18 protein-coding genes are annotated in these 20,909 nt (G+C 61.3%); all 18 read right to left on the bottom strand.

The genetic code is table 11. The features are described from left to right. Window positions 1-7 precede the first annotated feature (7 nt). The 18 genes from D8U82_RS06955 to tssB all read right to left on the bottom strand — a co-directional run bounded on the left by D8U82_RS06955 (window position 8) and on the right by tssB (window position 20,898). Complete coding sequence (locus tag D8U82_RS06955; RefSeq protein ID WP_130901936.1) at window positions 8-1,009, bottom strand: serine/threonine-protein kinase; 1,002 nt, start codon at window positions 1,007-1,009, stop codon at window positions 8-10. Then, complete coding sequence (locus D8U82_RS06950) at window positions 1,006-1,734, bottom strand: PP2C family serine/threonine-protein phosphatase (RefSeq protein WP_041476618.1); 729 nt, start codon at window positions 1,732-1,734, stop codon at window positions 1,006-1,008. The genes D8U82_RS06955 and D8U82_RS06950 overlap by 4 nt, the downstream gene beginning before the upstream one ends. Beyond that, on the bottom strand, window positions 1,734-5,273 hold the full coding sequence (gene tssM, locus D8U82_RS06945; RefSeq protein ID WP_130901935.1) for a type VI secretion system membrane subunit TssM: 3,540 nt from the start codon (window positions 5,271-5,273) through the stop codon (window positions 1,734-1,736). The genes D8U82_RS06950 and tssM overlap by 1 nt, the downstream gene beginning before the upstream one ends. Window positions 5,274-5,287: 14 nt before the next feature. After that, a complete protein-coding gene (gene icmH / locus D8U82_RS06940) occupies window positions 5,288-6,163 on the bottom strand; it encodes a type IVB secretion system protein IcmH/DotU (RefSeq protein WP_016772511.1) in 876 nt (291 codons plus the stop codon). 5 nt (window positions 6,164-6,168) lie between these two features. Beyond that, entirely contained in the window at window positions 6,169-7,500 is a 1,332-nt protein-coding gene (gene tssK / locus D8U82_RS06935; protein ID WP_016772510.1) for a type VI secretion system baseplate subunit TssK, read from the bottom strand. A 2-nt stretch (window positions 7,501-7,502) separates the two neighbouring features. Further along, complete coding sequence (gene tssJ / locus D8U82_RS06930) at window positions 7,503-8,003, bottom strand: type VI secretion system lipoprotein TssJ (protein WP_016772509.1); 501 nt, start codon at window positions 8,001-8,003, stop codon at window positions 7,503-7,505. 5 nt (window positions 8,004-8,008) lie between these two features. Beyond that, window positions 8,009-9,205: a type VI secretion system-associated FHA domain protein TagH gene (tagH, locus tag D8U82_RS06925; protein ID WP_130901934.1), complete on the bottom strand. Its 1,197-nt coding sequence runs from the start codon at window positions 9,203-9,205 to the stop codon at window positions 8,009-8,011. Window positions 9,206-9,223: 18 nt separating this feature from the next. Continuing rightward, window positions 9,224-9,364, bottom strand: coding sequence for a hypothetical protein (locus D8U82_RS06920; protein ID WP_003229566.1), 141 nt, complete (start codon window positions 9,362-9,364; stop codon window positions 9,224-9,226). Window positions 9,365-9,661: 297 nt separating this feature from the next. Then, the gene (locus D8U82_RS06910) at window positions 9,662-11,182 is read right to left on the bottom strand and encodes a sigma 54-interacting transcriptional regulator (protein WP_122705536.1); all 1,521 of its coding nucleotides are present in this window, start codon (window positions 11,180-11,182) and stop codon (window positions 9,662-9,664) included. A 10-nt stretch (window positions 11,183-11,192) separates the two neighbouring features. Further along, window positions 11,193-13,850 carry a type VI secretion system ATPase TssH gene (tssH, locus tag D8U82_RS06905; RefSeq protein ID WP_130901933.1) on the bottom strand — a complete coding sequence of 886 codons (2,658 nt, stop codon included), beginning with the start codon at window positions 13,848-13,850 and terminating at the stop codon, window positions 11,193-11,195. Window positions 13,851-13,861: 11 nt separating this feature from the next. Then, window positions 13,862-14,869 (bottom strand): type VI secretion system baseplate subunit TssG, encoded by a 1,008-nt coding sequence (gene tssG / locus D8U82_RS06900; protein ID WP_056790879.1) that lies wholly within the window; start codon window positions 14,867-14,869, stop codon window positions 13,862-13,864. Further along, complete coding sequence (gene tssF, locus D8U82_RS06895) at window positions 14,833-16,620, bottom strand: type VI secretion system baseplate subunit TssF (RefSeq protein WP_039757337.1); 1,788 nt, start codon at window positions 16,618-16,620, stop codon at window positions 14,833-14,835. Before tssF ends, tssG begins: the two co-directional genes overlap by 37 nt. Before the next feature lie 101 nt (window positions 16,621-16,721). Beyond that, window positions 16,722-17,105: a hypothetical protein gene (locus D8U82_RS06890; protein WP_110599800.1), complete on the bottom strand. Its 384-nt coding sequence runs from the start codon at window positions 17,103-17,105 to the stop codon at window positions 16,722-16,724. After that, window positions 17,102-17,953 (bottom strand): hypothetical protein, encoded by an 852-nt coding sequence (locus D8U82_RS06885; RefSeq protein ID WP_016772501.1) that lies wholly within the window; start codon window positions 17,951-17,953, stop codon window positions 17,102-17,104. Before D8U82_RS06885 ends, D8U82_RS06890 begins: the two co-directional genes overlap by 4 nt. A 5-nt stretch (window positions 17,954-17,958) precedes the next feature. After that, window positions 17,959-18,462: a PAAR domain-containing protein gene (locus D8U82_RS06880; protein WP_076564582.1), complete on the bottom strand. Its 504-nt coding sequence runs from the start codon at window positions 18,460-18,462 to the stop codon at window positions 17,959-17,961. Window positions 18,463-18,473: 11 nt separating this feature from the next. After that, on the bottom strand, window positions 18,474-18,881 hold the full coding sequence (gene tssE / locus D8U82_RS06875) for a type VI secretion system baseplate subunit TssE (protein ID WP_007920274.1): 408 nt from the start codon (window positions 18,879-18,881) through the stop codon (window positions 18,474-18,476). Between the two features lie 9 nt (window positions 18,882-18,890). Next, window positions 18,891-20,366, bottom strand: a complete 1,476-nt coding sequence (gene tssC, locus D8U82_RS06870) for a type VI secretion system contractile sheath large subunit (RefSeq protein WP_016772499.1) — start codon at window positions 20,364-20,366, stop codon at window positions 18,891-18,893. Between the two features lie 28 nt (window positions 20,367-20,394). Continuing rightward, entirely contained in the window at window positions 20,395-20,898 is a 504-nt protein-coding gene (gene tssB, locus D8U82_RS06865) for a type VI secretion system contractile sheath small subunit (protein ID WP_016772498.1), read from the bottom strand. Window positions 20,899-20,909: the final 11 nt, after the last annotated feature.

Below are 20,909 nucleotides of genomic sequence, written 5' to 3'. Positions count from 1 at the left end.
TCATCCGTTACGCCCGAAGTCGCAGACGTTGCAGCCAGGACGAAGTGGCGCCCAAGGCGTCACGCAATTGTTGGGCAGTGATGGTGCGTTCTGCCGGGTTGAAGCTCAGCGCGGTTCGCAGCGCTTGCCAGCCGTGCTGGGGTAGATTCGCTGGGGCGCGCAGTTCGCGCTCCAGATGCTCGTCGCGGGCCTGGGCCGAGGGCAAGCGGCGGAACGGGTGTTTGCCGCCCGCCAGTTCATAGATCACGCAGGCCACGCCGTACACGTCCGCGCTGGCCGACAACGGTTGGCCCTCAAGCAGTTCGGGGGCGGCGTAGCCCGGGGTCCAGGCGTTGAAGCGCTCGCGGCTCAGGTGCGGCAGGCCGGGCAAGATGCCCTCCTCTGCCTGCCCCAGACCGAAGTCGAACAGGCGCAGGCCGTCTTCGCTGAGCATGACGTTGCTCGGTTTCAGATCACCGTGCAGCACGCCGCGACGGTGGGCGTAGGCCAACGTGTCGAGCAGCGGCAGGACGATGTCGCGCAATTCTTGCCACGGCAGGCCGAGGGGCCGCTCGCAGAGCAATTTGTCCAGGGTCAGGCCACGCATGTATTCCATGGTGATAAAGGCCCGCTGGCAGTCGGTGTCGACTTCAAAGGTGTGCGCACGCACGACGTTGTCGTGGCGCAGGCGTCGGGTCAGGGCGAACTCGCTGTAGAGCAAGGCACTGGCATCCGGCGATTCGGCAAGTTCTTCGCTGAGGATTTTCAGCGCAATGTAAGGGTCGGGATCGCCGAACTGTTCGTGCAGCAGATCCCGCGCCCGGTAAACGGCGCCCATGCCACCGGCCCCGAGCAGACGCTCGAGGTGGTAGCGACCGGCGAGTACATCCGGCAGCGCAAGGATGCTGGCCTTGGTCGGCGCCAGCAGCGGTTCGGCCTTGTTGCCCTTGGCGAAGGCGAAGTAGGTCAGGTTGCTGGCCTGTTCTTCGCTGATCAGCAGGTCATCGATGGGCGATTCGAGTTCACTCATTGGCGGATCACCACGGCAGTCAGGTTGTCGCGCGCGGCGCCACGCAGAGCGCCGTCGAACAAACGTTCCAGCGCCACGTGCGGCGCGCTGAGGCTGAGGGCGTTGCCGAGGGCATCGCTGCTCAGGCCCTGATACAAACCATCGCTGCAGAGCAAAAACACATCGCCCGGATAGACCTCGAGTTCAAGCACATCCAGTGTCAGTGTGTCGGCGGCGCCGACGGCTCGGGTGAGTGCCTGAGCCGCCGGGTGCGCTGCCGCCTGTTCGACGCTCATTTGCTGCTCGTCGATCAGTTGCTGTTGCAGCGAATGGTCCTTGGACAGCTGATACAACCGCTGCCCGCGCCACATATAGCAACGGCTGTCACCGGCCCAGATGCAGGCCGCGCGATTGCCTTCCACCAGCAGCGCGACGACGGTGCTGCCCATGATGCTGTCGTGACGTCCGGCGGTGACCGTCAGCTCTTGCCCCAGTCGCCGGTTCAGCCAGTGCAGGCACTGGCGGATGGCTTTGAGACGTTCGTCGAAATCCTCGTGTTGCGGCAACTCAGCCAGGCTGGCGACGATCAACTGGCTGGCGATGTCGCCACCCTGATGACCGCCCATGCCGTCCGCGACCACCCACAGCCCGTGCTGCGGGGAGTCGAGGAAGGCATCTTCGTTGCGCGCCCGCACCTTGCCCGGGTCGGTACGCGCCGCGCTGCGCCAGGGACTGGCCACCAGCATCAGAGCTGCACCGGCATACGGAAGGTGCGCAGCACGCCCATGTCGAACGGGTTCGGCGTGCGCTGGCTGGTCAGCAGATAGTTGGCGCGCAGGCCGCCCACGTCCGCTTTCAGTACCAGCACGTCACGACCGTTCAGGTACTCGGTCTGCATCAGGTCGAACAGACGGAACAGCGACCATGGGCCGGAGTTTTTCTCGATACCGATCGGACGCCCTGCCATCTTGTCCATGACCAGACTGGTGCGACCGTCTTCAGCATCGGTCGGCCACTTGAAGGTCATTGGCAGGATCGGGCCGTGGCGGTATTCCATGGTCTTGTCGCCGAACTTGAATTCGGAACGGCTGACCGCCGGATCGAGGGTGTACGGCTCAAGCTTGAACTGCACGGTCGGCTCGGCCGGGTTGATCGAGAAGAAGCTCTGGCGAATGGTCTGCGCCGCCGCCATCTGATCAAGGTAGACCTTCGATACCGGCAGGCTGTGGCCGTCGACGCTGCGCATGCGGTAGTTGCCCGGATCGCCGCTGACGAACGGGCGCATGTAGCTGTCGAAGAAGCGGTCGACGGTACCTTGAGCACGGAAGAACTCGCGGAAGTCGCTGATCGCCACGTCGCTGGTGCTGCTGGCGCTGAACGGATAGCGCTTGCTGATGGTTTTGCCGTACACGCTGTACAGCTCGTTCTGATAACGGCCGTTCAGGTATTGATAGGCATCGTTGAGCACCAGGCGCCACGAGTCCTCGGCCAGCACGTTGAACCACACGCTCAGCGGACGCGGCAGACGACCGGAGGCATTGCGCAGGTTGGTCAGCGCATCACGCTGGCCGCTCATGCGCGTCTTGGCCATCTCGAATGCGGCTTGCTCCGGCGTGCTGGAACGGGCCAGACCGGCCAGTTGCAGTTGCAGGTCGTTGAGCGCGCTGAACGCTGGCGTCAGGTCAGCGCCCGGGCCGTTGTTGTCATCGAGCAGACGATGCAGCGGTTCGAAGCGGCGTTGCAGGGATTTCTTCGCGGTGTCCGGCAGGTTCTTCGCCACGTTCAGCGCCGAAGCCTTGTCGGCGGCAGCGGCGGCGAGTTTGCCGACCTTGCCCAGTTTGCCTTTCTGTCCGGCCAGCGCATCGGCAGCTTCGCCGGCTTCATCGACCGGATCAGCCGCGGCTTCGAAGCGAGTGTTTTCACGCACTTCGGTGAGCAATGCGAGGACCGGCGAGTTGGCCGAAGTCAGGCCCGCCAGTTGCTCGGCGCCTTCGCCAGCGTCGCTGATTGGTGGCAGTGCGACCTGGCCAACGGCTTCGCTCCAGTAGTTGGCGTAGTCGCGGAAGTACAGCTGCTCGAGTTCGACCATCAGGCGACGCAAGTCCATGTCGCTGATGCCCGCGCCTTCGCCCAGCACCCAGTTGTCACGCAGGATATCGGTGACCAGAGCCGCGCCCTGCACCGAGAAATACTGCTGATAACCCTGCTGGGTGTAGAAACCCGGGATCACGTATTCCGTGCCGATGAACAACGAGCCTTGTGGGCCGAGGTGTTGGCTGAAGCGATAGTCCGGCAGGTTGCGCGCCTGCTCGCGGAGCATGCGGTAAACCACGTTGGCCAACGATTCGCTGCGCAGGACCTGACGCGCCTGCGTCACCAGTTGATCGTTCAGCGGGTAGATGAACGGCTGCTTGAGCAAGCGCTCAAGGTGCGTGTTCAGACCGTTCTGCACCGCGGTGTTGCCGGTGTAGCGCTGCGACCAGTCAGTGGCGACCCAGTCCTTGAGCCACGCCGCGTCGCGACGATCCTTCATGTTCAGCATCAGGTACGCGCGCAGGCTGTTGAGCAGGCGATCGCGATCCTTCATGTTGGCGCGGATCTGCCCTTCGAGCATGGTCGCCACCCGTGGCAGCAACTGCGCTTCAAGCTCACGCTCGTAGGCGGTTTTCACCACCGGGTTGATCTCTTCGCCCTGATACAGGCCGCCACGCTCGTGGTACGACACGTCGCCCTTGCTCGGGAACACCTGGGTCGCGGCGTAGCTGGTGTCGAGCACTTTCAGCACGCCCATGGCGTCATCGCGCGGCGTCACGGCCGAGCGTTGCTGGGTCCAGCTCTGCGCCAGCGTACGCAGGTTTTCCAGACGCTCGTAGTTGGCCGAGAAACCACCGGCCCAAAGCATGCCGAACAGCGCCAGCGCCGCCAGAGCGCCGACATACAGCGCACGCTGGCCCCAATGAATGCGGCTGCGCTCGCGCTTGTCCAGACCGGCCAGATCGGCTTCGGGGAAAATCACCTGGCTGAGCAAGTGATGAATGAACCGCGAACGGCCGCTGCGCAGGGTCGGCAGTACGCCGGCGTTCATGCCCAGGCTGGCGCCGATGCCGGCGGTGGTCGAATCCATTTCCTGGGTCAGGTGCGGCGCGCTGGTCAGGTAGAAACCGCGCAGTTGCGTGGCGCGCTGATAACGGTTGCCGGTGAACGCCATGTCGACGAACAGGCACAGACGCTCGCCGATCTGCCCCAACTGATGCGGGAAGTCGAGGATGCGCCCACGGCGCTGAGTGTCGCGCTCGGAGTGCATGCGCATGATCACTTGGCTGTTCAGGCGGCGCAGCAGCTCTTCGAACTCGTTGCGCAGGACCGTGACGTCGGTGCCGACCTGATCCTTGCGGAAACTGGTGCCGAGCACCTGATCGCTTTCTTCGCGGGTCAGTTGATCGAAGAATTCGTCGAAGCCGAGCAGCTTGTCCGCCTTGCTCAGGACCAGATACACCGGCACATCGACGTGGAGTTTCTGATGCACGTCCTGCAAACGACTGCGCACCTGGCGCGCGAGGGTCTCGATGTCCTGCTCGCTGCCGCCGGTGAGGGTTTCCACCGGAATGGTCACCAGCACGCCGTTCAACGGACGGCCGCGACGACGCTTGCGCAGCAGTTCCAGCAGGGTGGTCCAGGCGTTGCCGTCGACTTCCGCGTCCGGTTGAGTGGTGTAGCGCCCGGCGGTGTCGATCAGGACACCGTGATCGGCGAAATACCAGTCGCAATGACGGGTGCCGAGGGTGTCGCGGGTCAGCTTGCGGTCGATCTTGTTGATCGGGAATTCCAGACCGGAGAAGTCCAGCAGGCTGGTCTTACCCGAGGCCTGCGGACCGATCAGCAGGTACCACGGCAAGTCACTGCGCCAGCGCTCGCTGCGACCGCGATACAGGCTCGACGTCTTCAGGGTTTTCAGCGCGTCCTTGAAACGCGCTTTCAACTCTTTCTGTTCTTCGTCGATCAGCTCTTCGCGGCGGATACGGTCCTGACCGTCCTCGCTTTCCTCCTCGGCTTTCTTGCGGATACCCGCGCGCCAGCTGACGAAGACCATGGTCAGGCCCCAGATCAGGAACAGCACGCTGATGGTCAGCAGGCGCGAGGTCGCGCTTTCCCAGAACTTGTAATCATCGACCGCCAACAACGGGCCGACGAACCACACCAGCAGCGCCACGAACAGCACCAGCAGCAGAGTCCAGACCCAGGTCTGGCGCAGGAAGGCGCCGACTTTCTTGAAAAACTTTTTCATCACACGTCCCTGTTTTACGGCTGCGCCTGCGGTTGCACCGCGGCTGGATCAAGCGGCTGATAAGGATGCAGAACGGTGTCGCGTTGTTCGCTCAGGACCCAGGCGAAGCCCGAATACATCACCACCAGGCAGACCAGAGTAAAGAGCACCACCATCCACGCCGGCACGATGCGCACCAGGTTGCGGCGCTGATCGTTGAGGCCTTCCCAGTGCGGCGACAACTCGCGCGGCACGTCGCCACGCAACTGACGGATCTGCCGGTACAAGGCGTCGCGGATGCCTTCAAGCTCAAGCATGCCGCGCGCCTGGACGCGGTACTTGCCCTCGAAACCGAGGGACAGGCACAGGTACATCAGTTCGAGCATCGGCAGGTGCTTGACCGGGTTTTTCGACAGCCGATCGAGCAGCTGGAAAAACTTCTCGCCGCCGAAGGTTTCGTTGTGGAAGCTGCTCAGCAGGCTCATCTGCGACCACTCGCTTTCGTTGCCCCACGGCGTGGTCACGACGGCTTCGTCGACCACGGTGCAGAGCACGTAACGCGCGGCCATCACCTGGCTGCTTTCGGCGCCGTTGTGCAGGGCGCGTACTTCGAACAACTTCAGCCCGGCGGTCAGCCGCTCATTCAGCGCGTAAAGGTCTTCGCGGGTCTCGCTGTGCTTGAGACGCACCACTTCCGAGAGCAGGTCGGACGAAGCGGCGACCAGCGAGTTGAGGCTGATGTTGAACGCCTCCGCCGGACGCAGGCGCGCGGCGTAGATCATGCGTTCTTCCAGTTGCTCGAAACGCGGCGGCGCGGCGAAGTCGGTCAGCGGACTCGATGCCGGTCCGTGGCCTTGACGATCGAGCAGGACGGTTTTGTCGTCCTGGTTGTAATCCGTTTCCTTGATCATGTCGGTCAGTTCCTGATGGCCCAGAATTTCAGTTCAAGCTCGGCGAATTCGCCGGACACGTGGAACGCGAAACCGCCGGAGCGTTCGAGTTGTGCCAGGTCTTCGGAACTGAGTTCGAGAATGAAATAGGTTTTGTTCGAGTGGAACGCGATCTGCCGTGGTGCCACCGGCAACGGTTTGACCTTGATCCCCGGCAAGTGCAGGTTGACCAGTTGGCGGATGCGCTCCACCGGGCCGACCTTGAGGTGCTGCGGCAAACGCTGACGCAGTTCTTCGGAGTCGCAGTTGGCACTGGCTGCCAGCACGAACGAGGCCGAGCCGAGCAGTTTGTGATCGTGCAACGGCGAGACGATGATGCCGTACTGACGCGCCTGCAGGATCAGTTCGATGGCGTGCTGTTCGAGCACCATCGACAGCACCTGACGGATCGCTTCCATCAGTTTGCGGAAGCTTGCGCCCTGATCGGCGTGGGAATAGCGGCTGTCCAGACGCGGGCGTTTGCTCTCGCCGGAGAAGGTCGCCAGATCGCCGAGCATGGTCAGCAGCGTGCGGTACAACTCTTCCGGGTGAACCTGCTCAAGACCGAGGTAATGGCGCAGCAGCAGTTCGGTACGGTTGATCAGTTGCAGCATCATGAAGTCGCCGACTTCAGCGCCGCCGACCTTGCCGTTGGAGCGAATCCGCTCGGCGATGGTGTCGCCACGGTGGCTGAGCATGCTGATCACTTCTTTCAGGCACGACAGCAGGTAGCTGGAGGCGTGGGCCTGAATGTAGGTCGGGACGAAATCCGGGTCGAGGCTGATGACGCCGTCGGGCGTGGTGTCGAGCACGTCGCAGATTTTCAGCTTCACGTAGGCCTGATCGCTCTGCTGCTCGCCGAGCAACAGTTTGAAGTCCGGGCGGCCGCAGCTGACCTGACTGGCGGAATCGTCGCCGGCGTTGGAATCGGCGACTTCGGCGTCATACGCGGTGTAGCGCGCGAGCACGTCGGATTGCTCCGGGCGCCGGGCCTCGATGTGGTTGCCGGTGACCAGCGGCAGCGCCAGATAGATCGGCGTGTTGCCGGTGTTCGGCGGCACGTCCAGCGCCAGCGGCTCAGTGTTGCCACCGAGTTCGAACAGGCTGCCGTCCGGCAGAATCCCCGAGGCTTCACTGATCACCAGTTTGCCCATGTTGAGGAACTGCAAGTCGATTTCCAGATTGAGAAAACCCCAGGTGTAGCCACCGAGCAATTGCGTGCGGGTTTTCATCTGGTGATCGTAGTAACGATCGTTGTGCTGGAAGTGCTGCGGTCGCAGCAGCATGCCTTCCTGCCAAATGACTTTATGGGTGTTCATGATCAGTCATCCGCCTTGGCGAGCACTTGTTGGGTATTGCGGATACCGGCCTGATCGAGTGTCAGATCAGCCTCGGTGAGTTCCAGCGGAGTGATCTGCACGGTGTGGCGCCACTGCGTATCCGGCAGGTCGCGATAGGCAGCAAGGATGCCCACGTAACGGCTGCCCTCCTCCACGCTGAGTTTCAGTTCCACGGTTTCACCCGGGCGCAGTTCGAGTTCTTCGCTGGCCACCAGATCCGGGTTGAGGGATTCCTTGGCGCGTTCGTAGAGGCTGAAGAAATCAGCGTTCTCGAAGGTCACCGGGTGCTTGAGTTCGAACAGACGCACGACGATCGGCGACGGCCGCCCGTTGAGGTCCGGGTTGAGCTGATCGCTGCCGGTCAGTTTCAGATTGATCTTGGTCACTTTCGAGTACGGCGACAGCGACGAGCAACCGGCAAGCAGCACCAGCACGGTGAGCGCAGTCAGCGTCTTGAAAAAAGCGGTCGAGCGGCGAGACATGCGCATCATCCTTGGTGGTCGGTGTGGAGGGTGGAGATCAGGCGGATCTGTTCTTCGTAAGCCTGGGCAAAGTCGCGGGCCAGCAGACGCTCGCTCCAGTCTTCGTCCTGACGCAGTGCCTGGTGATAGCGGCCGAACGCTCTCCAGCGCCCACCCGATGTTGCAATCAATGGCTTGCTGTCGCGCTCGAAACGCAGGGTCAGTTGCTCCGGCGAGAAGTGCTCCAGCGTGCCACGCACAGCGGCGCGACTGGCGGTCAGCAAAGCCACTTGGTGCGCCTGCAAATCACGGAATGCACGGGAGATCGCCTGCTCGGCCGGCAGGTGTCCAGGCTTGCTTGGCTGCAACAGAATCTGCAGTGCTTCGCTCGGATCGACGGCGAATTTCAGCGGGTTCTTGTTGGTGCCTTGCACGGTGGTCTGCGCCAGACGCAGTTCGTTTTTCAGCTCGGAGCGGGTGCGCAGGCTCTGCTGCAAACCGCCGATGCTCTGGCGCAGCAGGCGCGCAGCGTTGAGCGCCAGCGCTTCGCGTTCGTCGTGGCTGAGGCCTTTGACGTCGACGCCCAGCGCCGCGCCGAAGTGCTCCCAGAAACCTTCGCTCTGACGCTCGACGGCTTTCGGTGCAGGCGCCGGCTCAGGCTCGACCGGGGCGGCGATCAGCTCCGGGACCATCAGGCTTTCCATGTCGATGCGCGCGTAGTCGGCACGTTGACGGGAGTCTTCCGGCTTGGCGGTGGGCGACAGCAGTTCGTCGATTTCCGAGTAGACGCGCTCTTGCTGTTCGAGGGCATTGAGCGGGTCGAGGTCGAGGAACGCGTCATCCGGAATGATGCTGCCAGCGGCACGCGGACGGCCGACTTCGCCGTCGAAGGTCGCCGGGTCACGGACCAGCCGCGCGCGGATCTCGAAGTCGCCGAGAATGTAGGTGCTGCCGTGCTCGATGCGCACCGGCTCGCCCTTGTGCAGGCGCGCGCCGCTGCTGCCGTCCTGGACACCGTTGCTGCTGGTGTCGGTAAGGAAGAACGAGCCCTCGCGGTAGCTGACAATCGCGTGATGATTGGACAGGTGCCGCTTGCGGTCAGGGATGATCCAGTCGCAGTCCTCGCCGCGCCCGATCACGCCGCCGGCCTGCTTGAAGGTCCGCTGGCACAGCTCGGTGGGCACGAACTGCTTGGTGTTCAGCATTTCGAAAACCAATTCCATGTTTGATGCTCCTTGCGGTCACTTGCCGCGATTGACCGCTTGCGGATCACCCAACGGGCGATAGTCGTTGTCGTTGAATTTGTAATTGCCGCTACAGCCGCCAAGGCCGCATAGAACGACGAGGGTCAGCAGGACAGCGTGCCAGTGACGAACAGACATCAGAGGGTCTCCAGGTGTAGACAAAGCACAAAGCGCCGACCCTTGCGGGCGGCGCTGAAATAAGTTCTTGAGGTGGGCTCGAAGCCTCTAGATCGGGGCCTTGCGCCATAGCCTGGAGGTACGGCGACCTCCCGTGGCGAGGGGACTTGTCCCCGTTGGGGTGCGCAGCGCCCCCATAACCTGCCAGCGCGGTCTCTCAGTGAAACCGTATTTGCCGGACTGCGACTGCTGCGCAGCCGGACGGGGATAAATCCCCTCGCCACAGGGTATGTGTTGGGTTCGAAGAAGTGCTGTAGGTCAACCATCAAAGTCACCCAAATTGATATTCAGGCGCCCGAGGCGGTACAGCAGCGTGCGCCGAGGCAGGCCCAGTTCGCGGGCGGCGAGGGTCTGGTTGCCGTCGTTTTTGCGCAGGCAATCAAGCAGCAAAGTGCGCTCGACCTGCTCCAGCCGTTCGCGCAGATTCAGGCCGCTGTTGTCTTCCGGCATCGCTTCCAGGCGCAGGGAAAAATGCTCGGCGAGCAACTCGCCGCCCTCGCAGAGCAACACCGCGCGCTCGACCAGTGCCTTGAGTTCGCGAACGTTGCCGGGGAAGTTGTAGCCGCACAGATGCTCCAGCGCCGAATCCGACCAGCGCACCGGGTCACGCTGCAAAAACGTGCAGGTCTTCTCGGCGAAATGTCGAGCCAGATCGAGGATGTCGCCTTCGCGCTGACGCAGGGCCGGCAGCTCGATCGGGAACTGCGCGAGGCGGTAGTACAAGTCCTCGCGGAACTTGCCTTCGCTGACCAGCGCCGCCAGATCACGGTGCGTCGCGGCAATGATGCGCACGTCGATCTTGTGCGTGTCGTTGGAACCCAGCGGACGGATCTCGCCTTCCTGCAACACGCGCAGAATCTTCGCTTGCAGCGACAACGGCATGTCGCCGATTTCATCGAGCAGCAACGTGCCGCCATTGGCCGCGTCGAACAGCCCGGCGCGATCGCGATCGGCGCCGGTGAAGGCGCCTTTGCGGTAGCCGAACAGTTCGCTTTCCAGCAGGTTTTCCGGGAACGCCGCGCAGTTCTGCACGATGAACGCCTGGGAGCGACGCGGGCCGCAATCGTGGATCGCCCGCGCCACCACCTCCTTGCCGGTGCCGGTCTCGCCACGCAACAGCACGGTGTACGGGCTGTGGAGGATCTTGCTGATCAGCGAGTAGGTCTGGCGCATCGCCGCGCTTTTGCCGATCAGGCCGTAGCCGCTGATGCTCGGCACGCTGCGAGTGGCGGTGGCCGATTCGGCGGCTGGCTGACGCAGGCGTTGCAGCAGATGCAGTTGACCGAGCACGAACGAGCCGAGCTGGCCGAGGGAGTCGGCGAAACCCTGCAAGTCAGTGCGACGGCGACTGGCACACAGCAACAAGCCCTCAACCGACTTGTGCTGATTGACCAGCGGCACGCACAACAGCGACTGCCACGGCGTGCTCGTCGCCGGCAGAAAACTGGTTTCGTGCAGGCTGCCGGTCAGGTCGTCGAGGCACACCACGCGGTTCTGGCACAGGGCAAATTGCAGCAGTTGCTCGCCGTTGTAATCCGCCGGCAGGCTCGCCGCCTGACGCGGTTGCAGCGCGCCGTCGAGGCACTCGGCATTCATCCCCAGGCAGGTGTGGGTGGCGTCGAGCAGATACAGCTGCGTCAGTTCGCAGCCACTCAGTTCGGCCAGGCCACGGACGAATTCACCCAGCAGCGCAGCACTGTCCGCCGCCCGCGACAGACTGGCGAACTGCGCCAGCAACGCTTCGGCATAGACCAGTGGCTGCGGCACTTGAGTGAACATCACGCCCACCTCAGACGAACTCGCAGGTCACGCTGGAGTTGCCGTCAAGCGTGGCATGCACACGCTTGAGGCTCTCGCCGGTCGCCATCGCGTCGAGCAGACGGTCGGCCACCAACGGCAGCACGTGTTGATCGAGCAGATGATCGATCAGGCGCGCGCCGCTTTCGCTTTGCGTGCAACGCTCGGACAGGTGATCGACGAGGTTCTGGCACCAGCTGAAGTCCAGCTGACGACGGTTCAGGCGCTCGCCGAGACGGCCGAGTTTGATTTCGATCAGCTCGCGCAGCACCGGCCCGCCCACCGGGTAGTACGGCACCACTTTCATCCGCGCCAGCAGCGCCGGTTTGAAGTGTTTGCTGAGTACCGGGCGAATGGTTTCTTCGAGCACTTCGGCGGTCGGCCGCGCGCCGTCTTCGCAGAGTTCGCTGATCTTGTCGCTGCCAAGGTTCGAGGTCATCAGGATCAACGTATTGCGGAAGTCGATCTCGCGACCTTCGCCGTCGTTGGCCACGCCTTTGTCGAAGATTTGGTAGAACAGGTTGAGCACGTCCGGATCAGCCTTCTCGACTTCATCGAGCAACACCACCGAATACGGCTTCTGGCGCACGGCTTCGGTGAGCATGCCGCCCTCGCCGTAACCGACGTAGCCCGGTGGCGCACCGATCAGGCGCGAGACGGTGTGCTTTTCCTGGAACTCGGACATGTTGATGGTGGTGATGAAGCGGTCGCCGCCGTACAACAGGTCAGCCAGGGCCAGCGCGGTTTCGGTCTTGCCGACGCCGCTCGGGCCGACCAGTAGGAACACACCGACCGGTGCATCAGGCTTGTTCAGACCGGCAGCGGTGGCGCGCATCGAACGATCCAGCGCGTGCACGGCTTGCTCCTGACCACGGATGCGTGTGCGCAGATCGGTGGCGAAACTGGCGACCTTGGCGTTGTGCTCGCGGGCCAATTGCGCCAACGGCACACCGGTCCAGGCGCTGATCACTTCGGCGACCAGACGCGGGCACACTTCGAAGCTGACCAGGCGTTCTTTGACTTGCGCAGCGGTCAACGCGGCGTGGGTTCCATGCAGCTGAGCTTCCAGCGCTTCGACGCTCTGGCCTTCTTCAACTTCGGCGACCACAGTTTCAATCACGGTGCCTTCGGCGTCTTCTTCCACGCTGACGGTCGGCTCAACAGCTGCAGCCTCGCGGGCCTTGGCCAGTTGCTGACGCAGTTCCAGCAGACGCTCGGCCAGCTCTTTCTGCTCAGTCCACAGGGTCTCGAGCGCAACCATCTCGCTTTCGGCTTCGTCCAGCCGCGCTTCCAGTGCCTCCAGCGCTTCGTGGTCGATCAGCAGACCGGCCTCGGCATCGCGACGCAGGGCCTGGCGCTGACGGCCGCCTTCAGCCAGTTCGCCACGCAGGCGCTCCAGACTTTCCGGGGCAGCAGCGAGGCTGATGCGCACGCGGGCGCAAGCGGTGTCGAGGACGTCGACGGCCTTGTCCGGCAGTTGCCGACCGGCCAGGTAACGCGCGGACAATTCAGCAGCGGACACCACCGCGTCATCGCGCAGGTAGATGCCGTGGCTCTTCTCGTAGACCTGAGCCAGACCACGCAGAATGGTCACCGCTTCGCTCACGGTCGGTTCGTGCAATTGCACAGGCTGGAAGCGACGGGCCAGCGCCGGGTCTTTCTCGAAGTATTTCTTGTACTCGGCCCAAGTGGTCGCGGCGATGGTGCGCAGTTCGCCACGGGCCAGCGCCGGTTTCAGCAGGTTGGCCGCATCGGAGCCGCCGGCATTACCGCCCGCGCCGATCAGGGTGTGGGCTTCGTCGATGAACAGGATGATCGGTTTCGGCGAGGCTTTGACTTCGTCGATCACGCCTTTCAGACGACGCTCGAATTCACCTTTGACGCTGGCGCCGGCCTGCAACAGGCCCATGTCCAGCGAGAGCAATTCAACGCCTTTGAGCACTTGTGGCACTTCACCGGCAGCGATGCGCGAGGCCAGACCTTCGACGATCGCGGTCTTGCCGACACCGGCTTCACCGACGACGATCGGGTTGTTCTTGCGGCGACGGGCGAGGATGTCGACCATCTGCCGGATCGCGCCGTCACGGCACAGCACCGGGTCGAGTTTGCCGTCGCGGGCCTGTTGGGTCAGGTTGTGGGTGAAGCGCTGCAACAGCGATTCGCCTTGCGCCGCCGGCTTGCCGTTGGCCGCCGGTTGCTCCTGTTGCGACAGGGCAAATTCTTTCAGGCGATCAATGTTCAGTTTGGCGAGCAGCGGTTGATAGCGGCTGCCGGCATAACGCATCGGGTTGCGCAGCAACGCCAGGATCAGCGCGGCGTCTTCGACCTGGGTCTGGCCCAGCTCGAGGTTGGCCACCAGCAGCGCGTCTTGCAGCCATTGCACCAGTTCCGGAGCGAACACCGGGTTGCGCGAAGCGCTGTGCTCGACCCGCGATTGCAATGCAGCGGTCAGTTCACCGGCGTCGACGTCAGCATCTTGCAGCGCGCGCGACAGCAAGCCGTTCGGGCGCTCGAGCAAGCCCAGCAGCAAGTCTTCGACGAGAATCTTGCTGCCGCCACGGGCGACGCAACGCTCGGCCGAACGTTCCAGATCACGACGGGTTTCGGCGTCCAGCGCCTGGATGAGTTGTTGCAGGTCTACGTTGATCATGGCTCACGTCCTTAATGAATTTTGCTGCCCAGGGTCACCACGCCGTCCGCTTTTTCGCGGCCCAGCCAACTGGTCCAACCGAGGCGACAGGCGTTCTGCTCACCGATGCGCAGTTCGCGGATTTCTTCCTGGCGCAGGACCAGGCGAATGTCGTAATCGAGCGGGTCACGCAAAGTGAACCGCACCAGCGCGCAGAGCGGCTGGTAGCCGAAACCGATCGGCAGGAATTCATGGAATCGCTGCCAGTCGAGTTCGGTGATGTGAATGCGGAATTTGCCGCTGCGATCGCGCACGTGTTCCCCCAGCACCAGGTCTTCGCCGAGTACGCTGTTGGCGCGGCCCAAACGATTGCGCTGCTCGTCGAGAATTTCCACGCGGCGCTCGATGCACTGCTCGATGACCAGGTCTTCGTGCTTGAAGTAGTAACGCAGCACGGCTTCGATCAGCGCCGCCGAGTGCGCGCGCAAACTGAGCAGGCCGAGGTACGGCAGCAGGCGTTTCCAGTTGAGTTCCTTGGCCTTGCGGATCTCGTCGCCGCCCAGGCCGATCAGCGCAAAAAGTTGCGCCGAGAACGGATCGATCGCGCCGCTCTGGAAGCTCGCGCGGTAGCGGTACTTGCGCCAGATCGGCAGCATCAGCCGTTGCAGGCGATGGTGGAACAGGTCGAGGAAATTGCGCGTCGGGTTGCCATCCTCGCTGTCGCCCAGGGCTTGTTCGCCATAGAACGCCGGCAGCGGCGAACCAGAGCCGACCAGGCCGATCAGGTTGAAGCGCATGCGCGCGCGCATCTTGCCGTGCTCTTCGAAAAACTCGACGCGATCGACGTCGCTGCGCGGAAAGCCCAGGCTCGGGTTGGCCTGGAACTCGACCTGGTCGTACAGATCGTCTTCGCTCAGATGCGGGTGTGCCTCGCGCAGCCGGTCGATCACCAGCAGCACGGCCTGAAACAGCGAGTACTCGCGTATTACCTTGGTCAGCCCGCTTAAAGCAGGGGCTGCAGGCCCATACGTGGTGTCCATTGGTACACCTCTCCCTGTGTGCTTTTTACCCGCAGCTCATGGAATGAATTGAGACTGGCGTAAAGCGCGAAAAACTCGTTGAGAACCGAAGCGAAGACGAACAGGTCGCCTTCGCCGATATAGCCTTCCGGGTCGATGGTCAGTTCGGTGCGTAAACCGCGCACCGGCAGACCGCGATGCAGGCGGTCGACGTGGTGATGTTTGATGTGCTTGAGGCCGCCGAGCAGGCGCTTGCTGACCTTCTCCGCGTGCTGGTCGTAGTAGCGCGGCAGGTCGTAGGTTTCCAGAATCACCTTCAACGCATTGACGTCCGCCAGTGACAGATAGTTGAGCGACATGTTGCTGATCAGCTTCCACAGGAAGTCACGGTTCAGCGGCGGCGCGAAGCTCGACGTGGCCGGGGTGATGTTGCGGAAACTGAGGAATTCCGGAGTCTGCTCGCTGGCCATGCAGATGTCGCCGAGCTTGAGCTTTTTCGGCAGGTTCTGGTTGGTGCACATCAGCTCGATCGACAGGGTTTCGTGGGCTTCGGTGTGGCGGATGCCGAAGCTCAGGTAAGTGTCGAGGCCGTCATGCAGCAAGGACGAACGCTGGCGGATGCTGTAATGCGGACGGCTGTTGGGCACATCGAAACTCGGGTCGTGCTCGAAGGACTCGAACGGCACGTACTCCTGATAACCGAGGCCGCCGGGTTTCCAGCCGGTCACGGTTTCCACCGAGAACACACCGCAGTTTTCCAGGTCGTATTCCGCCGGCAGCAGGAGGTACTCGTCCTGCTTGCCATCGAGACGAATCGGCAGCGCGTCGTGCTCGAACAGATTGACGATCGGCGTGCAGAACAGCTTCACGTTATCGAGCGTCGGGCGCATGCGCATGATGCCGCTCTTGCGGATGTCGAAACGCAATTCGAGGCCGCGCATCTGCTTGAGGGTGTCTTCCGGCAGCGCCTTGAGAATGTCCAGACCGTTGACGTCGACGAACAGGAACTTGTCCTGGAAGGCGAAATATTCCTGCAAGTAGCGATAGCCACGGAAGGTGTTCAGCGGATACGGGATCAACGCTTCTTCTTCGGCAAAACCCACCGGTTTCACCCGGTCGCCGGGAATCTTGAACGCCATCGGCTTGCCGCTGACGCCATCAATCGGCTTGCCGGCGCCGTCGAGCGGGATCAGTTCGATGCCGTCGAGGTTGCGCAGCAGGCTCAGGTAGAGCATCTGGCTGATGTAGCGCTCACCGGCAAAGTGCAGGCGCAACTTGCTCAGCTCCAGTTCGCCGAGGTGGCCGTCAGCGCTCATTTCCAGGCGCAGGCTGAGCAGCGAGCCATCGCCCTTCACCGAGTAGTTCAGCGCGGCCAGATCCAGCGGCAGCACTTCGGTCGGGTAACAGGTGCGGAAACGGCAGCGCACGTCTTCTATCGGCTTGCTCTCGATCGGCGTATCGCGCTCGACCAGCAGCGCCGGCCCGGAACGCTTGAGCGGATCAAACTGCAAAATGCTGAACGCCGGCAGCGGGCGCATGTAGTTCGGCCACAGCAACTGCATCAGCGAATGGCTGAGCTCCGGCAGTTCGTCATCGAGCTTCTGCCGCAGGCGCCCGGTGAGGAATGCAAAGCCTTCGAGCAACCGCTCTACATCCGGATCCCGCCCGGCCTGCCCCAGATACGGCGCCAGCGCCGGACTACGCTCGGCGAAACGGCGACCGAGCTGGCGCAGTGCGGTGAGTTCGCTTTGGTAGTAGTGGTTAAAGGACACGGGGTACCTGCCTGGTAGTGGAACTCATTTAAAAAAACAGCAGAACAGTTCATGCGGGTAAGAAACTCCCCGCGGGCAATGTCGGCCATAACGCCCAACAGTCATGCTTTAACTTCTCGATTTGAAAAAAAAACGCGATCAATCAATTGGCCAGCAAATATCGCCGCAAAAGTCAGGACACCACCCATCGAGGTGTAAGCCATCGCACGGACGGGGTAGTGAGGCAAAAAATAGTACAAAATAAGTCCCAGCATTAATGAGACAGACAGGACCTTTAATTTCAGCTTGGGGACAAAAAACGCTATAGCGTTCATCACCACAAAATACTGAACCATTAGATCCGGCGTCATACCGATGCCGATACCTCTCGATGTCAACCCGCCATACATATCGATATATACGTCGACACCGTAGTTATGCAAAGGAATATACAGGGCACATACTATCAGGTGTGGAATACAGGCAACTAAGCGACGAGCTTTCATTTATTCCATGCCCCGTACTGATCCATATCGCCTTGCGAAATTGGATTTATTAACTTCGCATTCGATACAGGCACATAAGGTGCGTCAGTAAGTTCAATTGTGTGCGGGATACCTTTATCGTATACCGTGTCTTTTTTCACAACCAACTTGCAGTTTTCTTTTGCCCACAATATCCCTCGCAATATGATGAAGTTATCGTAAACGTCTTTCGGTCCTCGCTCTGCTCCGGTATAGGCTTTGCCGTCGCCCCAGGTCACACCCGTTTCACCAGCCAGCTTTATTGCGAGTTCTACCTGCTTTGTTTCTCGCAGATATTTTCTATAGGTGTTAACCGCAAACGGCACCTGGCCAATGCCATCAGTCCAATACGGTTTATCCTCCATGAACACCATCAAGAACTCAGCACCGCCCACGGCACGGAATTTCCAGTCACCCGGCATTCCAGAGTGAAAAGTGAATGAAAACCGGTCGACGATTGCGAAGTCGATCAGCTCCTGCCAAGTAACATGTTTATAAGCCGCATGCGATTCTGATCCGGCCTGCGTTGTTTCCGGGTTGATCCAGACAAGCTCTCTATAATATCTGGCCAACGGTTCGAACCACTGACCCTTTTCTGCGTATAGTTTCTCCGCAGTGATAATTCTGAATGGAGAGTCATCCTTACCCGGCTTCAAGGCGAAGAGCGGCACACCACTTTTTCGCGTAATAATCCAGGCCAACGGAAGGTCAACTTTCTTCGGCTTTGTATCCTTGCTCTCAGTTGTTTCGGTAAGAACTTTAAGTGTAGTCACCTCGTCCTGAGTCACAAACGTGTAAGCGACACCATCGATGTTGATTACGGTCTCCATACCTACTAGTCCGCCGAAATATATATAGTTACAGGCTCTGCCGTCTTTCCAGTTGAAAAACCACCTGACATGCCTGTTGACGTTGAGCCTGTTTTCTCAATCCCGCTATCAGAGCGCATGATGTAGTTTAAATTTTCAACCGTTCTTCCATCTGCGGTTTTGAATTCAAAGACACGATTGAATATTCCAGGAATGATGACCGGCTCCGGCGGCACAAACGGCGCCGGCGTATGCGAATTGCCAATAATCACCGTCCCGGATCCGGCCGTGACCTTATTGCCGTGAGATCCAACCGAACCTACGGTCGCAGCCGGTTTGCCGTTGATCAACACGGTTGTCGCAAGATCGCCGACCATCGCACCACCACACGCCGAGACATCGCCTTGGCGGGCGGCCGCGAGGCCGTCGAAGAACACGTCGCCGGAACCGGCGGCGATCGGGTTGGTGCCGTGGCCGGGGAGCGGGCAAGCGGTGGGGTCGGATACGCGTGCTGCGGGTTTGCCAGACATCGGGGATCTCCTTAGGTGACCTTGACTTGACCGCTGCCATCCAGGCGCGCGGAGAAACTGACCTGACGCTTGAAACCCTCGACTTCCAGCAGGCCTTCGATACTGAAGGCCAGGCGAAGTTGATCGTGGTCACGCGGCAGGGAAATGACACGCACGTTGCTCAGGCGTGGCTCGTAGGCTTCGATGAAGTTTTCGATGGCCAGGCGGGCCTGACTCAGCGAGTCGTGCAGGCTCAGGCGCATGTCATTGAGATCGGGCAACCCGTAGTCGGCCAGCGTTTGCACGCTGCCGGCCCGGGTGCTGAGCATTTTGGCCAGATGGGCAGCCACTGACGCCATGGCACAAGCCTCAAGGCTGTTGCCCTTGCGTAGTTGTGCGTCGCCGTTGAGGCGTTCGAACAGGCTGCCGTATCCGTCCATGAGTCGCTCTTACTCTTTGTCCAGCTTGCCAACCAGCGACAGGGTGAAATCGGCACCCATGTACTTGAAGTGCGGACGCACATTCAAGCTCACGCGGTACCAGCCCGGCTCGCCTTCAACGTCGCTGACGATCACTTGCGCAGCGCGCAGCGGACGACGGCCACGCACTTCGGCGCTCGGGTTTTCCTGGTCGGCAACGTACTGACGGATCCACTTGTTCAGTTCCAGCTCGAGGTCGGTACGCTCTTTCCACGAACCGAGTTGCTCGCGCTGCAGCACTTTCAAGTAGTGAGCCAGGCGGTTGACGATCATCATGTACGGCAGTTGGGTACCGAGCTTGTAGTTGAGCTCAGCGGCCTTGCCTTCTGCGCTGATGCCGAAGAACTTCGGCTTCTGCACCGAGCTTGCGGAGAAGAACGCCGCGTTGTCGGAGCCTTTGCGCATGGTCAGGGAGATGAAGCCTTCCTCGGCCAGTTCGTATTCACGACGGTCGGAAACCAGAACTTCAGTAGGGATCTTGGTTTCGATTTCGCCCATGCTTTCGAAGTGGTGCAACGGCAGGTCTTCAACCGCGCCACCGCTCTGCGGGCCGATGATGTTCGGGCACCAGCGGAATTTGGCGAAGCTGTCGGTCAGCTTGGTGCCGAACGCGTAGGCCGTGTTGCCCCACAGGTAGTGCTCGTGGCTGTTGGCAACGGTTTCCTTGTACACGAACGATTTGACCGGGTTCTCTTCCGGGTCGTACGGGTTGCGCAACAGGAAACGCGGCACGGTCAGGCCAACGTAGCGGGAGTCTTCCGAGGTACGGAAGCTCTGCCATTTGGCGAATTGCGGGCCTTCGAAGTGGTCTTTCAGATCTTTCAGATCCGGCAGGCCGGTGAAGCTTTCCAGGCCGAAGAATTTCGGGCCGGCAGCAGCGATGAACGGCGCGTGGGACATGCACGAAACGCTGGCCACGTACTGCATCAGCTTGACGTCTGGCGAGCTTGGCGACATGTAGTAGTTGGCGATGATCGCGCCCACCGGCTGACCACCGAACTGGCCGTATTCAGCCGTGTAGATGTGCTTGTACAGGCCCGACTGCATGACTTCCGGCGAATCTTCGAAATCGTCCAGCAGGTCTTCTTTGGAGACGTTGAGGATTTCGATCTTGATGTTTTCGCGGAAGTTGGTGCGGTCGACCAGCAACTGCAGACCACGCCACGACGATTCCAGCGCCTGGAAATCCGGGTGGTGCAGGATCTCGTCCATCTGACGGCTGAGCTTGGCATCGATCTCGGCGATCATGCGGTCAACCATGGCTTTCTTGACCGGCTCACCGTTGTTCTGCGGCTTGAGCAGCTCTTCGATGAACGCCGACACGCCACGCTTGGCGATGTCGTAGGCTTCGTCGTCCGGGGTCAGACGGGTTTCGGCGATGATGCTGTCGAGAATGCTGTATTCGCCGCTGGCGGCGCTCTTCTCTTGTGCTGCGCTAGTGCTCATTGTGTTGGCTTCCTTGGCTACTGGAGTCTCAGGCGTCCGGGGCTGCGGCGTTCAGGCCCAGCTCACCGAGTACGCGACCGCGGGATTCGTCGTCGGCGAGCACGCCTTCGATCGCTTTACGGAACGCAGGTGCGTTACCCAGCGGGCCTTTGAGGGCCACCAGCGCATCGCGCAGTTCCATCAGTTTTTTCAGCTCAGGCACTTGCTCGACCAGGCTGGCCGGGTTGAAGTCCTTCATCGAATTGACGCGCAATTGCACGGCCAGCTCTTCAGCCTCGCCATCTTCCTGCAGACGGTTCGGCACGCTCAGCGTCAGACCCAGCTCTTGCTTGGCCAACACTTCGTCGAAGGTCATCTTGTCGATGCTGATCGGCTTGCGATCTTCGATTTTGCGATCGTCCTTGCGGTGGGTGTAGTCACCGATTGCCAGCAGCTTCAGCGGCAGTTCAATCTCTTCCTGAGCTCCGCCGGTGGCGGGTTTGAAGGTGACGTTGATGCGTTCCTTGGGGGCTACCGAGCCTTCTTTGGCCATGGCTTTTCTCC

It is taken from the genome of Pseudomonas sp. Sample_23 (genome assembly GCF_004307595.1).
Taxonomy (GTDB): domain Bacteria; phylum Pseudomonadota; class Gammaproteobacteria; order Pseudomonadales; family Pseudomonadaceae; genus Aquipseudomonas; species Aquipseudomonas atacamensis.
This window is presented reverse-complemented; position numbering and strand designations above follow the sequence as displayed.

Bases quoted from the DNA above. Each gene is read 5' to 3' on its own strand.
- tssE (WP_007920274.1), bottom strand. From the start codon at position 18,881: ATGGACGGATACGGCAGCCTGTTCGAACGCCTCAACGGCGACGCACAA.
- tssB (WP_016772498.1), bottom strand. From the start codon at position 20,898: ATGGCCAAAGAAGGCTCGGTAGCCCCCAAGGAACGCATCAACGTCACC.
- D8U82_RS06910 (WP_122705536.1), bottom strand. From the start codon at position 11,182: ATGTTCACTCAAGTGCCGCAGCCACTGGTCTATGCCGAAGCGTTGCTG.
- D8U82_RS06880 (WP_076564582.1), bottom strand. From the start codon at position 18,462: ATGTCTGGCAAACCCGCAGCACGCGTATCCGACCCCACCGCTTGCCCG.
- D8U82_RS06885 (WP_016772501.1), bottom strand. From the start codon at position 17,953: ATGGAGACCGTAATCAACATCGATGGTGTCGCTTACACGTTTGTGACT.
- D8U82_RS06955 (WP_130901936.1), bottom strand. From the start codon at position 1,009: ATGAGTGAACTCGAATCGCCCATCGATGACCTGCTGATCAGCGAAGAA.
- tssK (WP_016772510.1), bottom strand. From the start codon at position 7,500: ATGAACACCCATAAAGTCATTTGGCAGGAAGGCATGCTGCTGCGACCG.
- tssH (WP_130901933.1), bottom strand. From the start codon at position 13,850: ATGATCAACGTAGACCTGCAACAACTCATCCAGGCGCTGGACGCCGAA.
- tagH (WP_130901934.1), bottom strand. From the start codon at position 9,205: ATGGAATTGGTTTTCGAAATGCTGAACACCAAGCAGTTCGTGCCCACC.
- D8U82_RS06890 (WP_110599800.1), bottom strand. From the start codon at position 17,105: ATGAAAGCTCGTCGCTTAGTTGCCTGTATTCCACACCTGATAGTATGT.
- tssC (WP_016772499.1), bottom strand. From the start codon at position 20,366: ATGAGCACTAGCGCAGCACAAGAGAAGAGCGCCGCCAGCGGCGAATAC.
- tssM (WP_130901935.1), bottom strand. From the start codon at position 5,273: ATGAAAAAGTTTTTCAAGAAAGTCGGCGCCTTCCTGCGCCAGACCTGG.
- tssG (WP_056790879.1), bottom strand. From the start codon at position 14,869: ATGGACACCACGTATGGGCCTGCAGCCCCTGCTTTAAGCGGGCTGACC.
- D8U82_RS06950 (WP_041476618.1), bottom strand. From the start codon at position 1,734: ATGCTGGTGGCCAGTCCCTGGCGCAGCGCGGCGCGTACCGACCCGGGC.
- icmH (WP_016772511.1), bottom strand. From the start codon at position 6,163: ATGATCAAGGAAACGGATTACAACCAGGACGACAAAACCGTCCTGCTC.
- tssJ (WP_016772509.1), bottom strand. From the start codon at position 8,003: ATGTCTCGCCGCTCGACCGCTTTTTTCAAGACGCTGACTGCGCTCACC.
- D8U82_RS06920 (WP_003229566.1), bottom strand. From the start codon at position 9,364: ATGTCTGTTCGTCACTGGCACGCTGTCCTGCTGACCCTCGTCGTTCTA.